Genomic DNA, 14,880 nt, shown 5'->3' on the forward strand with positions numbered 1-14,880 from the left:
TATTTTTTAATGTTCTCTTGTAATTAAGCAACTTTCCATAAAAATATCATTCTTGTATTAAAATCTTTAAACTAATTGAAATTTAATATAAAAATCTCTAACATATAAAATTGAAATTATTTATTATAAAATTCAATTCATAAATCAAATTTGAAAAACATCTAAAAAAGTTGATAATATTTTAAATTTTGATATCAATTAAGATATGAACATTCTTAATTGATATCAAAATTTTTATGTATAAGTTAATATTAGGTATTATATACCCTGTAATATGTAATTTTTACTCTTCTTTATTTTGATTAACTATTTTATCTAATATTTCTGCGCCTTTAAACACAATGTCTGCACATCTTTTTTCATCATCTCTATATCTATTTTTTAGTCTTGCACAACTTTCTGTTTTTAATTCACTTACAAAAGTATCTATAAACTCTTGAGTTAACAGCTTAATCCTATCGCTTTCATGTGCTTTTTCCTTTGTAAACATAATTCCAAGTACTGCTATAGAACCTGTAATTACTCCACAAGTGCTTTCTACAGCCATTCCACCACCAAAAGCAGCCATAGTTTTAAGAGTTTGATGTGAAAGATTTAAACCATATTCCTCATTTGCTGCATATATAATTGTTTCTGCACAATTTAAATCATATTCTTTGTCATAATATTTTTTAACTGTATCTACTAACATAAAAAACACTCCTTCACCACAAAACTAAATTATTTTTGCAATTTCTATAAAAGTTTTGCATTTATATATTCATTATTATAACCTATGTAAAATCTTTAAATAAGACCTATGAAAAAAATAATAGACCATATTAACAAATAATAAAAATTTATTTATCTATTATTTAATTTAATATGATTAATATATTATGGAAAGTTATAGGGAAACAAGCTCCAATTTAAATTTATCCAATAACTTTAAAATATTTTTATATAAAATGTAGTGTTAAATTCTAAATGATTCAGAGCATGTCTCACTATTTTAGGTATCCAAGTTTTGAAATAAATAAATTTAAGAGTCAACTTGGAACCCTATACTTAATTACAAGAAAACACTACGATTTTGCGTATACATATTATATTATCATAAATTATGAACATTAAGTGAATAGTTATGGGACTTTTTCAGTTAAGAGTTATGGGAATCTTTAGTTAAGAGTTAAAAGTGAATAGTTAACAGTTATGGTCATTACTATTCGCTATGCTCCTAGTAATACTAAACGTACTTTTTTAATCTACAAAAGTAAAACTCCTAAGTAAGTAATCACCCAAAGTTCTACCTCCATCACAAGAGGGACAGACGCGTAGTTGGCTACTTTACTATACTTTTGGATAGATGCTTCTATTAATTTTAGCTTATCTACAATACTGCTCGAAGTCGGTCCCAAACACCTAAACAAGCAATTACTACTAGTGTTGGCTCCATCGCAAATGGGACTTTTTCAGTTAAGAGTTAAGAGTGAATAGTTAATAGTTGTGGTTATTACTACTCACTTCGTTCATAGTAATGCTAAACGTACTTTTTTATAAATTTGCAAAGCAAATTATATTAATAGATTAAAAAGAAAGTGGTTACCACTTTCATCCTGAATTCTTAACTGTTAACTCTTAACTATTAACTATCTAAAGCTCTCTCAAACTCAAATTTTACTCCCTCTAATTCAATGAAACTGGTAATCCAGTTTCTTCCTCAACTATTAACTGTTACCTCTTAACTATATTAAGGACCGGCTTTGGTTACTTTAGATTTTATTGATAATCTTTCGATTTCACTGTGAAAATAACTTAAGGAAATTATACTTCGGTACGCCTGTCCTTCTTGTTACGGCTGTATATTTTGATTTTAACTTTAGTTAGTTTAACCTCTCAAACTCAAATTTTACTTCCCCTAATCTAAAGAAACTGGCAGTCCAGTTTCCTCCACCATTGTCAATTGTCCTTTGTCCATTGTCAATTTCTTTAAACTTCTTAACTATTTAAGGGACTGGCTAACTTTTTTATGTATGGTAACTAAATTCAAAGAGCTACTCTCTATTTTATGTAATTAAACCATTCGTGCCTGTCCCATTTGTTATGGCTGTACCTTTTGATTTTACCTTTAGTTAGGTTAGCTTTTCAAACTCAAATTTTACTCCTTCTAATTCAAAAGAAACTGGTAATCCAGTTTCTTCATTAACTTTTAACTAATTAAACTTTAGTTTTCTTCTAATTTAAATATCTCCATTTTCTTATTAAGCTCAATAGATAGATTTAATAGTTTTTCCGCTGCATTAGTAACCTCTTCACTTGAACTATTAAATTCTTCTGTTGATGCAGATATTTCTTCAGTTGTTGCTGAAATCTCTTCTGATATTGCTGTAGCATTATCAAGTCTGTCTGCAATAACTTCCCCTTCTTTATTTATATCTCCTGAACTTTCACTTACCATCTCTATTTTAGGAATTGTTTCTTTTATATTTAATGATATAGTTTCAAAAGACTTAATTGCCTTATCAACATTGCCTCTTTCACCTTCTATATCCTTTTGCATCTCTTCTGTATTAACATATATCTTATTACTTTCTTCTAATACAGTTTCAATAACTTTAGTAATTTCTACTACTGACTCTTTACTTTTCTCTGCAAGTTTTCTTATTTCATCTGCTACAACTGAAAATCCTTGTCCTGCTTCACCTGCTCTAGCAGCCTCTATTGCTGCATTTAGTGCTAATAAATTGGTTTGCCCAGCTATAGCATTTATTACTGTAGTTATTTCATTTACCGATTTTATTTTCGTATTCATACTGTAAATAATTTCTGTAAATCCTTTAAAGTTTTCATTAAACTTTTCTATAGACTTAATTAAATCTTTCATATCCTTATTGCTCTCATCAGCATTTTCACCTATTAACATAGCCATTTCACTTATATTTTCAATAGCATTATCCATTTCAACAATTTTTCCTGAAAAATTATTCATAGATTCATTTATTAATGACAAGTGACTACTTTGCTCATCATTACCCTTAGCTGCTTCTTGAACTGCATAAACTATATTAGATGAACCAGCTAAAAGATTATTTGATGTATCTTTAAGAACTAACGCTTGTTCATTAATTACCTTTGAATTAGCCTTAACAGATTTTATTAATTCCGCCATAGAAATTTTACTTTCTTTTATTGATCTATAAATATCTCCAATCTCATCATTATAACTCAAATCTTTGTCTGTAAGGGTCATAGTAAAATCACCATTTTCTATAGTTTTTACAGCATCTTTTATCTTGGTTAATGCTTTTGTAAAATTAATAGCAATTTTCATACTAACACCTATAGCAATTATTAAAGCAATAATTATTGTTATAATTAATACCTTTTGTAACCTAGATAAACTTTGTAAAACTTCATCCTTGTCTATAAGCATACAAACTCCCCAACCTTCTGTGCCTTCTATTGGTTGGTATGCTAGATATTTTGTCCTTCCATGATATGTATAATCACCGACACCAGATTCTCCATTTAAAAGTTTTCTATGATATTTTGCAATGTTTTCAACTTCTTTATCACTTTTTGCTTCCTCTATTATATTTTCCTTAGATTCTATATCATTAAAATCATTACTTAGAATAGTTGCACCGGTACTATCGATAACATAAACAGCACCACTTTTTCCATATTGGGCTTCTTTAAGTGATTCTGTTATTTTAGCTGCATCTTGAATTATGCTCACTACCCCTATTATCTCATTGCCACTTTTAACTGGTACACTATATGTAACTATGTACTTATTAAATAGTTCTGAGAACTCTGTAGAGCTTACATACTTTTCACCTTTAATTGATGCCTGAAAATACTTTTCCTTTGATGAATCAAGTATTTCTGATGTACTTGTAGCATATAACTTTCCATCTTTATCTGTAAATCCAATTGATAATAAATCATATTTTTTAACAGAATACTTTAATACATCTAACTTCTTTTCGTTGCTTATATTAGCATCTTTTATAGAAGTATTATCACTTAAAATTTCAGTGATTTCTAAACAATCTTCTGCATATTTATAAACCAGATGAGATGTTTGGTTTACAATATTTTTAAGTGTTTGTTTAGAATTATCAACTAAAATTCGACTTGCTAAAATAGTTACCGATATTAATATTGCAACTAATACACATAAAAATGCTCCAACAATCTTGGTTATCATTTGAGTTTTAATACTTCTTCTACCTCTTAAAGAACTTCTTTTTTTTCCTTTCATAAATACACCACCATTTATCCATATCCTTTAAAGCTTTTAATCAAATTAGCCTAACTTAAATATAAAATTACATAACATAAGTATAAAACTTCAACTTAAATTTTAAAATTATTATAATGTTAATCTCAAATTTTATCTCTATAAATTATTAAAGTTATGGCATGTAGCTTTTGAAATACACGTCATAACTCAAAATAAAAATACATTATGCAATTTTATAAAAGAAGTTATAACTATCCAACCACATCAATTTTAGTTCCTACATTAGGATTTACAGCCATTTTGCTCATCATATCCTGCATATTAACTGCCATTTCATTCATTGAATTCATTTGTAATTTAGTAACTGCTAAGCTAACAGCTGTTGATAATGCTACATTGCTCATTCCCATTGATAATCTTCCTATATCCACTATCTACACCCCTTCTTTAAATAAATTAAAAATAATATTTTATATTTCAAATTAATATATAAAGATATTATCGGTTTTTAAGTAAAAAAATTAAGTCTTTAATTTTTAATACTTAATTTTTTTAATTTTCAATTTTCCCAAGCTTTCTACCTCCTCCATGACAAATAGGATTTTGTCAGTTAAGAGTTAAGAGTGAATAATTAACAGTTGTGGTTATTACTATTCGCTATGCTCCTAGTAATGCTAAACGTACCTTTAAATCTACAAAAGTAAAACTTCTAAGTAATCAATTATCTAAGATTTTACGCCATCACAAGAGGGACAGGTTCATTTATAGATATTTTCTTCGTTTAAACTCTAGATTCCACAATTATTGTATTCCCATAATAAAACAAGTAAAGAACCAGTACCTGATAGATACGCTGCTTTGCAGCTCAAGTACTGGTTCTTTCCTCGGTAATTTATTTTATCTAGCCTTTTTTATTGAGTACTAAAATTTCTTATGGTGCTATAAACTAAGCGAACCTGTCCTTCTTGTTACGGCTGCACACTTTAAAAATATTATATATTTTCAGTTAAGAGTTAATAATTAATAGTTGTGGTTATTACTGCTCACTTTGTTCATAGTAATTCTCAACGTATTTTTATATAAATTTGCAAAGCAAATTATATTAATAGATTAAAAAGAAAGTGGTTACCACTTTCATCCTAAACTCTTAACTAACTAAGGGACTGGCTAACTTTCTTACTTATGGTAACTAAATTTAAAGAGCTGCTCTCTATCTTATGGAAATACATTCTTCGTGCCTGTCCCATTTGTTACGGCTGTAAACCCTAAATATAGCTTTAGTTTCTTTTATCTCCCAAATACAAATTTTACTCTCTTAAATTCAAAGAAACTGATACTTCAGTTTCAACCTAAATTGTCAATTGTCCTTTGTCCATTGTCAATTATAATTTATTACGGCTGTAAACCCTAAATATAGCCTTAGTTTGTTTTATATCCCAAACTCAAATTTTACTCCCTCTAATTCAAAAGAAACTGGCAGTCCAGTTTCCTCCTTAACTTTTAACTATTAACTCTTAACTATCTAACCCCCAGTTTCCTCCATCATTGTCTATTGTCAATTTCTATTTAATATATTCTCAACTAATACAATTAAATTTTAAATACTTCTATCTTTTCTTTTAAATTTACTGTTAAATCAACTAAAACTTCTGCTGCCTTAGCTACTTCCTCTGCAGAACTATTTAACTCTTCTGTTGTTGCTGATACTTCCTCTGTTGTTGCAGATATTTCTTCTGCTATTGCTGTGGAACTCTCTAAATTTCTTGATATAATTTCACTTTCATCACTAACTTCTTGAGAATAATTTTTCATCTCTTCCATTTTAGGTACTATGTCCTTTATAAATTGTCCAATACTTTTAAAGGATTCTATAGTTTTATTTATGCTTTCCCTTTGACTATTAACATCTTGATTCATAATTCTTGTTCCAAATTGCATATTTTGACTTTCTTCTAAAACCTCTTCGATAACTTTAGTTATTTCAATTGCAGAGTTTTTACTTTGCTCAGCAAGCTTTCTTATCTCATCTGCAACAACTGCAAATCCTCTTCCTGCATCTCCTGCTCTAGCTGCTTCAATTGCCGCATTTAATGCTAAAAGATTAGTTTGCTCTGATATATTATTTATAACTGTGGTTATATCATTTACTGAGTTTACTTTGTTATTTACAGTTGCTATTACATTACTGAACTGTTTAAAATTATCATTAAAATTTTCAATAGAGTTAATTAAGCCTTCCATATCACTATTGCTTTCTTCCACTTGAACTCCTATGTTTTCAGCCATAGTGCTTATATTAGAAACTTCATCATTCATAGAAATAATTTTTTCTTCAAAATTTTTCATAGCTAAATTTATATTATTAAGCCCATTGCTTTGCTCATCATTTCCTCTTGCAGTTTCCTGTATAGCATTAGCAATATTTTGAGAACCTAAAACCATGTGATTTGAAGAATTATTTAAAACTTTAGATTGCTCAGTTACTACATTACTACTTTCCATAACAGATTTTATAACTTCGCCTATAGAGCCTTTACTTTTATGAATAGCTCTATAAATATCTCCTATTTCATTCTTATTCTCTAGTTCTTCTTTCGTAAATGTTAATGTAAAATCTCCTTCTTCCATAGTACCTATAGCATTTTTAATTTTTTCTAAATATCTTCCAAATTTTCTTGATATACTTAATCCTGTAACTGTGGCTAAAATCATTGCTCCTAAAGCTATGATTATAAGTATTTCTTGTATCTTATCTAGACTTTTTAATACCTCAGATTTCTCAATCCAAATACAAGTTACCCATCCATTGGAACTTTTAATAGGTGAATATGCTATATATTTATTTTGTTTTTCTATACTGTATTCTTCTACTCCACTATTTCCAGCTATACCATCTTTATGTGCCTTTGCTACAGGTATAGCAATACTATCTGTTTCAGACTGTTTAATTATGTTTTCTTTCTTCTCAATATCTTCAAATGTATTACTTAAAACAGTGTATCCATATTGATCTATAACATATATACCGCCACTGTTACCATACTCTATTTCACTAAGTGCTTTTGACATAATTTCTGCATCTTCAGCAACAGTTAAAACACCTACTATTTCGTTGTTATCCTTGATTGGACAACTATATGTAATGACGTACTTATTTATTTCATCTAAAAATCTAGTGGATTCTGTATAAATCTCTCCCTGCATAGAACTTTGAAAAAACTTTTCATCTTTAACATTCACACCATTAACACTAGCATTAGAGTGAACATTCCCATCTTTATCTGTTATTGAAAAAAATACTATACTTGAATCCTTTTTATAAGACTCTAACATTTCAATTTTTTTATTTACATCTATGTTTTTATCCTTTACAAAATAAATATTACTTAAAAGACTAACTAACTGAATATTTTTTTCATTATTCTTTCCAATGGTTTGCGAAACCTGTGTCGTCATTGATACCATTGTATTTTTAGTATTTTCTCCAAGTATTCTTACAGCAACTACATTCACCATAATAATTACTGCCAATAAAACAGCTAAAAATGCTAAAATAATTTCACTAGTCATCTGTATTTTTATGCTTCTACTGGATAACTTCCTTCTTATTATATTTTTACTCATTTAAACCTCTCCTTATTTTCTCTTTATTCCCAGGTAATATTTTACTCTATTTAAGAATGATTATCAATTACTATTTTAAATTTTTACTAAAAACTACTGTAATTTTTAACTTTTAACTCTTAACTAAGTAAACAACCACCCAAAGTTATACTTCCATCACAAGAGAGACTTTTCTAGTTAAAAGTAAAAGTGGATAGTTAACAGTTGTGGTTATTACTATTCTCTTCGTTCATAGTAATTCTCAACGTAGTTTTATATAAATTTGCAAGGCAAATTATATTTATAGATTAAAAGAAAGTGGTTGCCACTTTCATCCTGAATTCTTAATTCATAATTCCTAATCCTTAATTTTTTAAAACTCTCTACCTCAACTAACTAATCAATTCCTCCAAGTTCTACCTCCATCACAAGAGGGACTTTTCTAGTTAAAAGTTAAGAGTGAATAGTTAACAGTTATTGTTATTAATATTCGCTATGCTCATAGTAATTCTCAACGTATTTTTTTATTTTATAAATTTGTAAAGCAAATTATATAATTAGATTAAAAGAAAGTGGTTGCCACTTTCATCCTAAACTCTTAACTGTTAACTTTTAACTCTTAACTATATTAAGGACCGGCTTTAATTAGTTTAGGTTTTATTGATAATCTTTCGATTTCACTGTAAAAATAACTTATGGAAAATATACTTTGTTACGCCTGTCCTTCTTGTTACGGCTGTGAACCCTAAATATAGCTTTAGTTAGTTTAATCTCTAAAACTCAAATTTTACTCCCTTAAATTCAAAAGAAACTGGCAGTCCAGTTTCAACCTGAATTATTAACTTTTAACTGTTAACTCTTAACTATTAAATTTGTCCATTATATAACATCTAAACAAGCAAAGAACCAGTACCTAACCTATACGCCACTTTGTATCTCAAATACTGGTTCTTTGCTCATTAATTTATTTTAGCTAGTCATTTTATTATAAATATTTAGCTAAATACTTAATACTCCATTATCTTCTTTATATGTCAGATTACATTTATCACAATGATGATTTTCATCTAATCTATTTCCACACTTACAAACATATCCTATCTTTTTTGCTGGATTCCCTGCTACTAGCTCATAAGGATTTATGTCATCTGTAACAACACTACCTGAGCCTACCATGGCATACTCGCCTATGGTTATTCCACATATAACAGTAGAATTTGCTCCTATAGCTGCTCCTTTTTTTATTAATGTTCCTACAACTTCCCAATCATTGTTAAAAGCCCTAGGATACATATCATTTGTAAATGTAACACTAGGTCCTACAAATACATCATCTTCTATAACAACACCATGATACACATTAACCCCATTTTGTATTTTTACATTATTGCCTATAATAGCATCAAAATCTATATAAACATTGGTACCAATTATACAATTCTCACCTATAAAACAGTTCTCTCTAACTTGAGAATTGTTCCAAATCTTTGTTCCATCTTTTATATTGGCATTTTCACTTACTTCTGCACTACTGTGCTTGAAATAACTCATCGCATCACTCCCCCTATAATTATAAATTTTCATATATTTTTTTCCGTATTTTATTTGCAACTTCTAAAGCTAATAAACCATCTTCACCCTTAACTTTTAAAGGCACATTGCTAACTATAGCATCAACAAAATTTTGATTTTGTTTTAATAAAGATTCTCCAAAATTTATAAAAACTTCTTCTTTACTGTATCTATTAGCACATCTTATATTATTATCTATATTGCTTTTCAACTGCCTATATATAGTCAAGCTTTTATCTATATAATCAAGCTCATAATAGCTATCAATACTATTTAAAGATAAGGTCCTTACCTTTTTTTCACTAACCCTACTTGCTGTAATATCTACAATAATATTATTATTAAATTTAATTAGAGCTGTTGCATGATCACAGCTATTATTTAACATTGACTCTTTTTTAATTATCCTGCCCATAGCCTCAATACTTTTTATATTTTTATCCCCAATAAGCGATAAAACAACATCTATATCATGTATCATTAAGTCTAAAATAACATCAATATCCTGAACTCTATTGTCCATTGGACTCATTCTTTTTACACTAATACCTATTGCTTCCTCTTCTTTAAAAATACCAGCTAGTGCTTCAACTGCTGGATTAAACCTTTCAACATGACCTACTGCAAGTTTTACACCTTTTTCCTTAGCTAACCTTATTAGTTCTTTTCCATCCTCATACTTTAATGTAATTGGTTTTTCTATTAAAACATCTTTACCATTTTCTATAAAAAATTTTGCCACATCATAATGATATACAGTTTGAGTAGCTACTATAACTGCATCCACTTCCTCTAACATATCCTTATAATCGTAAAATCCTTTGAGATTATATTCCTTTGATACCCTATCAACCTTTTCTATATCTATATCACAACATCCAACTAAAGATGCGTTCTTAACCTTACAACAAACCTTAACATGATTACTTCCCATATTGCCTAAACCTATAACCCCTAATCTCATCTTAATTGCCTCCATATCCCTAAATAAATTCATGCACATCTAAAACTTTCATCATAAGTTTTTAACAATAAAGTTTATTCTTTGTTATGAATATATAAAAATATCACTATCTAACTAGTTGCAAGGACTTACTGATTTTCAAGTTTTAATGATGAGTGTTCATTGGCAAATTCTTTGTTTTTAACTATATAAACATTTATGAAAATCAAGCATTCCTTAATTTTTTTCCTCTATTTAATATATTGAAAACAATAAAACTTTGTTACCTTTCTCATCAAATTAATTTAGGGCTATGGGGATTATTTCAAGGTTTATTACTAACTCCCTCTAATTCAAAGAAACTGGACTAATCCAGTTTCGTCATCAATTCTTAATTCATAATTCTTAATCCTTAATTTTTTTATTTTATTCCCACAACAAAATAAGCAAAGAACCAGTACCTAACAGGTACGCTGCTTTGCAGCTCAAGTACTGGTTCTTTGCTTAGTAATTTATTTTATCTAGCATTTTTATTGAGTAATAAAGTTTTGACTCCCTTAAATTGAAAGAAACTGGTAATCCAGTTTCATCCTGAACTTTTAACTCTTAACTATTAACTACTTTAGGGGGACTGGCTAACTTTTTTTATTTACGGTAACTAAATTATAAGAGCTACGTTTTATTTTATGGAAATACAATCTTCGTGCCTGTCCCATTTGTTACGGCTGTGAAATTAGATTTTAGTTTTTATTTGTTTTATCTCCCAAACTCAGATTTTACTCTTTTAAATTCCAAAGAAACTGGTAGCCCAGTTTCATCCTGAACTTTTAACTTTTAACTCTTAACTCTTAACTGACTAAACTCCAGTTTCGTCCTAAACCTCTTAATCCTTAATTTTTTATACAAAAAAGGAAACCGATATTTCGGTCTCCTATAATACTCTCAAATTATCTTAATAATTGAAGAACACCTTGTGGTTGTTGGTTAGCTTGTGCAAGCATAGCTTGAGCAGCTTGTTGTAATATATTGTTTTTAGAGAATGTCATCATTTCTTTAGCCATGTCAACGTCTCTAATTCTTGATTCTGCTGCTGTTAAGTTTTCTGAAGATGTTCCTAAGTTGTTGATTGTATGTTCTAATCTGTTTTGAACAGCACCTAGTTTTGATCTTTCAGAAGATACTTTATCAATTGCACTTTGAATAGTTGTAACTGCTTTATCAGATTTATCTGCATCTGAAAGGTCTAATCCACTAACTCCTAGAGCTTCTGCACTCATATTTCCTATTGAAAGGGATATGTTTTGTCCTTCATTAGCTCCAATTTGTAAATTCATTCCTACTGAAGTTACATTAACTTTACCTGCCGCTGCCTTATCTTCTAATACTTCTATTTGTAAACCTTCTGCTCCATCTACTCCACTTATTGTAACAGTATTTCCTTTACCTTCTATTTCTTTACCACCTACTGTTATTTTAGCATTAGTTCCGTTAACAGTTGTTGCATCTACAAATGTTCCTGGAGCTGCAGCATCATCTTGTACTTTTAATTTTGAATTTGATCCAACTTCATTTGAAGTAATAACTAATTTATTTCCCTTACTTGAAGCTACAGCATCTATTCCTGCTTTCTTTAATTCCTCATTAACCTTATCCACTATATCAGCTGCAGCAGTACCATTTGCTAATTTTATTTCTTTATCTCCGATTTTAATTGTTATATCGGCAGTTGTTGGTCCATCAGTAGCTACTGCTGTTGTTGCTGTTGCTCCTGTTGCTGTTTTTACATCTGTTATATCTAGTTCAGTTCCAACTTTTGTTTTATCTGAACTGCCAGTTACTTTTATTGCATCCTTTAAACTATCACTTATTTCAGCTTTTACATCAGTGTCTCCGTTTAAAAGTTTTTTAGTATTGAATTCTGTTGTATTAGATATTCTGTTTATTTCTGATGTTAATTGTTCTATTTCTTTTTGGATTTGTCCTCTGTCTGAAGTATTGTTTGTATCGTTACCACCTTGTACTGCTAATTCTCTCATTCTTTGAAGAATGCTGTGAGTTTCGTTTAATGCACCCTCAGCTGTTTGAATTAATGATATACCGTCTTGAGAGTTTCTTTGAGCTTGGTCTAATCCTCTAATTTGTCCTCTCATTTTTTCAGATATAGCTAGTCCTGCAGCGTCATCTCCAGCTCTATTTATTCTTAATCCTGAAGAAAGTTTCTCCATAGATTTACCAGCTGCTCCTGTGTTTCCTACCATGCTTCTGTGAGCATTTAATGCGTTCATATTGTGATTAATTATCATAATAAGTACCTCCCTGATTTTAAAGTGGACATCCTTTTCCACCTTTAATATTTTATTTAATTGACAATGGACAATGGACAATGGACAATTATTTTATTTTTCTTGTTTCCAAGAAAAACTTCCAATCACTGTACATTATCAATTCTCTATTATCAATTTAATCTAAGCTATTCTTAGTGCTTCTTACAATAGAACATAATAATTTGTTCAACTCTTTACAATCATTAATTATTGAATCAAATTTCATTTCATCAAGATAATTTGTAACCTTAAGAAGTTCAAGCCAGTATTCTGTTTCTGAAGCTTCTTTAAGCGCTATATTCATTTTTGATAAGAAATCTTTTTTACTTTGTCCTTCTATACCTTCCTTAATGTTTGCACCTATACTTGTCCCAGAACGAAGAACTTGTTTAGAAAGAATATATTCTCGTTTTTCACTAGTTAAATATTTATAACAATTAACTATATTAATTGAAAACTCAAAAGCCCTCTCATAAACTAAATTTTTTTTCATCATACCCACCTTCCTATATCTTAATAATTATCTTTAATTCTTAACTAGTTAGTAAGATACTATTCAGTTGAAGTAATGATGTTCAAAGTTTTAATTACATTTTAAAATTCCTTACTTTCACATTCTAATCTCAAGTTTTAAGCTTTCTAATTGAAAGAAACTGGAGTCCAGTTTCAACCACAATTGTCAATTGTCCATTGTCAACTGTCAATTTTAAAAGTTCTCAACTTTTCTACGGAATACTTCCGTTAGCAAAGCAATTTATTGCTAGTTATGCAAAAAGAACGATATTCTTCAAATCCTAGCTTCCTGCTAATTTTTAAAGAAAATCGTTCTTCCTAAACGCTTTTCACCATATTAAATTTTAACTTACTTTCCTATATAGGTATGCAATCTATAACTTAAACTTCTACATCAAATTTTTGTTATCAGTTAAGAAAAATAAGTACAAATATAGTTAGTTAAAAATTATTGAGAATTACTAGGAACGAAGTGAGTAGTAATAACCACAACTGTTCACTATTAACTATTAACTTTTAACTAAATAATCTGTTAGTTATTGAAAAGTATTAATTTGAGTTTTCTCATTTGATAAATCAATAAGTTTAAGATTTAATTTAAAACCCTATATAAGCAACAAACAGCTATATATATGATTAATTCTCAAATGTCCATTATTATTTACTATATAGTTGTTCTTTCCTTTATACCATTCTTCTCAATATCTTTCTCTGAAATTTGAAATTGTTTTTCTTCCCAAACTTCACCTCTTGTAATTTTAACCTCTTTCGGTGCATCTATAGCAAGTCTTAAGTGACCATCCTCGCTTTTAATAACTTGCACCTTTACGTCTAAACCATTATAGTTTACAACTATATATTCTCCAGGTTTACGACCTAACACTAGCATTTTTATGAATCCCCCTAAACGAAATTAACTGATAAGAAGAGCAATTTTAAAATCCCTCTGGCATCCTGCCAGAAAACATAACATCATTGCTAGCTTCTGTATCTGCTAATTTTAACTAACATGTGATAACTAAAAATCATTAACTTGTTCTTGGTCTCACTACATTTATCGTTGAGAAAAAAACATACTTTATATATTATTTTTTATTTTTTATAAAATATTTTGCAAAAAATTTTTAGTGGTTATTTTAGCTAAAACGTACCACTAAAAGTATATAATAACTAAAGAAAATAATCAACAATATTTACCATATATTACTTGATTTACTATGTTGGTTTTTTAAAACTCTCTACTTCAACTAAGTACGCAATCCCCCAAAGTTCTCCCTCCATCACAAGAGAGAGTTTACCAGTTAAGAGCTAAGAGTGAATAGTTAATAGTTGTGGTTATTACTACTCTCTTTGTTCCTAGTAATTCTCAACGTAGTTTTATATAAATTTGCAAGGCAAATTATATTTATAGATTAAAAGAAAGTGGTTGCCACTTTCATCCTGAATTCTTAATTCATAATTCCTAATCCTTAATTTTTTAAAATTCTCTACCTCAACTAACTAATCAATTTCTCCAAGTTCTACCTCCATTACAAGAGGGACTTTTCTAGTTAAAAGTTAAGAGTGAATAGTTAACAGCCTATAGCCCCCCTAATTGGATTGGACAAAGTTAATTTAGATATTTACAATTATATTAATGAAATTAGGAGGGCTACAATATGTCAAAAGTTGTTTTTAAAAGAAAGTTTTCAGAAGAA

9 protein-coding genes are annotated in these 14,880 nt (G+C 28.9%); all 9 read right to left on the reverse strand.

All coding sequences use genetic code 11. From position 1 onward, the window contains the following. Positions 1-283: 283 nt before the first annotated feature. The 9 genes from KQI36_RS05130 to KQI36_RS05170 all read right to left on the reverse strand — a co-directional run bounded on the left by KQI36_RS05130 (position 284) and on the right by KQI36_RS05170 (position 14,072). Positions 284-691: a C-GCAxxG-C-C family (seleno)protein gene (locus KQI36_RS05130; RefSeq protein ID WP_010293594.1), complete on the reverse strand. Its 408-nt coding sequence runs from the start codon at positions 689-691 to the stop codon at positions 284-286. A gap of 1,512 nt (positions 692-2,203) precedes the next feature. Further along, entirely contained in the window at positions 2,204-4,246 is a 2,043-nt protein-coding gene (locus KQI36_RS05135) for a methyl-accepting chemotaxis protein (protein ID WP_216449905.1), read from the reverse strand. Positions 4,247-4,479: 233 nt separating this feature from the next. Beyond that, positions 4,480-4,659 (reverse strand): YjfB family protein, encoded by a 180-nt coding sequence (locus tag KQI36_RS05140; RefSeq protein WP_010293599.1) that lies wholly within the window; start codon positions 4,657-4,659, stop codon positions 4,480-4,482. Positions 4,660-5,818: 1,159 nt separating this feature from the next. Then, on the reverse strand, positions 5,819-7,852 hold the full coding sequence (locus KQI36_RS05145) for a methyl-accepting chemotaxis protein (protein WP_216449906.1): 2,034 nt from the start codon (positions 7,850-7,852) through the stop codon (positions 5,819-5,821). 978 nt (positions 7,853-8,830) lie between these two features. Beyond that, complete coding sequence (locus KQI36_RS05150) at positions 8,831-9,382, reverse strand: acyltransferase (protein ID WP_216449907.1); 552 nt, start codon at positions 9,380-9,382, stop codon at positions 8,831-8,833. Positions 9,383-9,401: 19 nt separating this feature from the next. Beyond that, entirely contained in the window at positions 9,402-10,367 is a 966-nt protein-coding gene (locus KQI36_RS05155; protein WP_216449908.1) for a Gfo/Idh/MocA family protein, read from the reverse strand. Positions 10,368-11,293: 926 nt separating this feature from the next. After that, the gene (locus tag KQI36_RS05160; RefSeq protein WP_216449909.1) at positions 11,294-12,649 is read right to left on the reverse strand and encodes a flagellin N-terminal helical domain-containing protein; all 1,356 of its coding nucleotides are present in this window, start codon (positions 12,647-12,649) and stop codon (positions 11,294-11,296) included. A gap of 157 nt (positions 12,650-12,806) precedes the next feature. After that, positions 12,807-13,163, reverse strand: coding sequence for a four helix bundle protein (locus KQI36_RS05165; RefSeq protein ID WP_216449910.1), 357 nt, complete (start codon positions 13,161-13,163; stop codon positions 12,807-12,809). A 684-nt stretch (positions 13,164-13,847) separates the two neighbouring features. Continuing rightward, a complete protein-coding gene (locus KQI36_RS05170) occupies positions 13,848-14,072 on the reverse strand; it encodes a carbon storage regulator (protein WP_010293605.1) in 225 nt (74 codons plus the stop codon). Between the last annotated feature and the right edge of the window lie 808 nt (positions 14,073-14,880).

Origin of the sequence: Clostridium senegalense, assembly GCF_018916625.1 — a bacterium.
Taxonomy (GTDB): domain Bacteria; phylum Bacillota; class Clostridia; order Clostridiales; family Clostridiaceae; genus Clostridium_J; species Clostridium_J senegalense.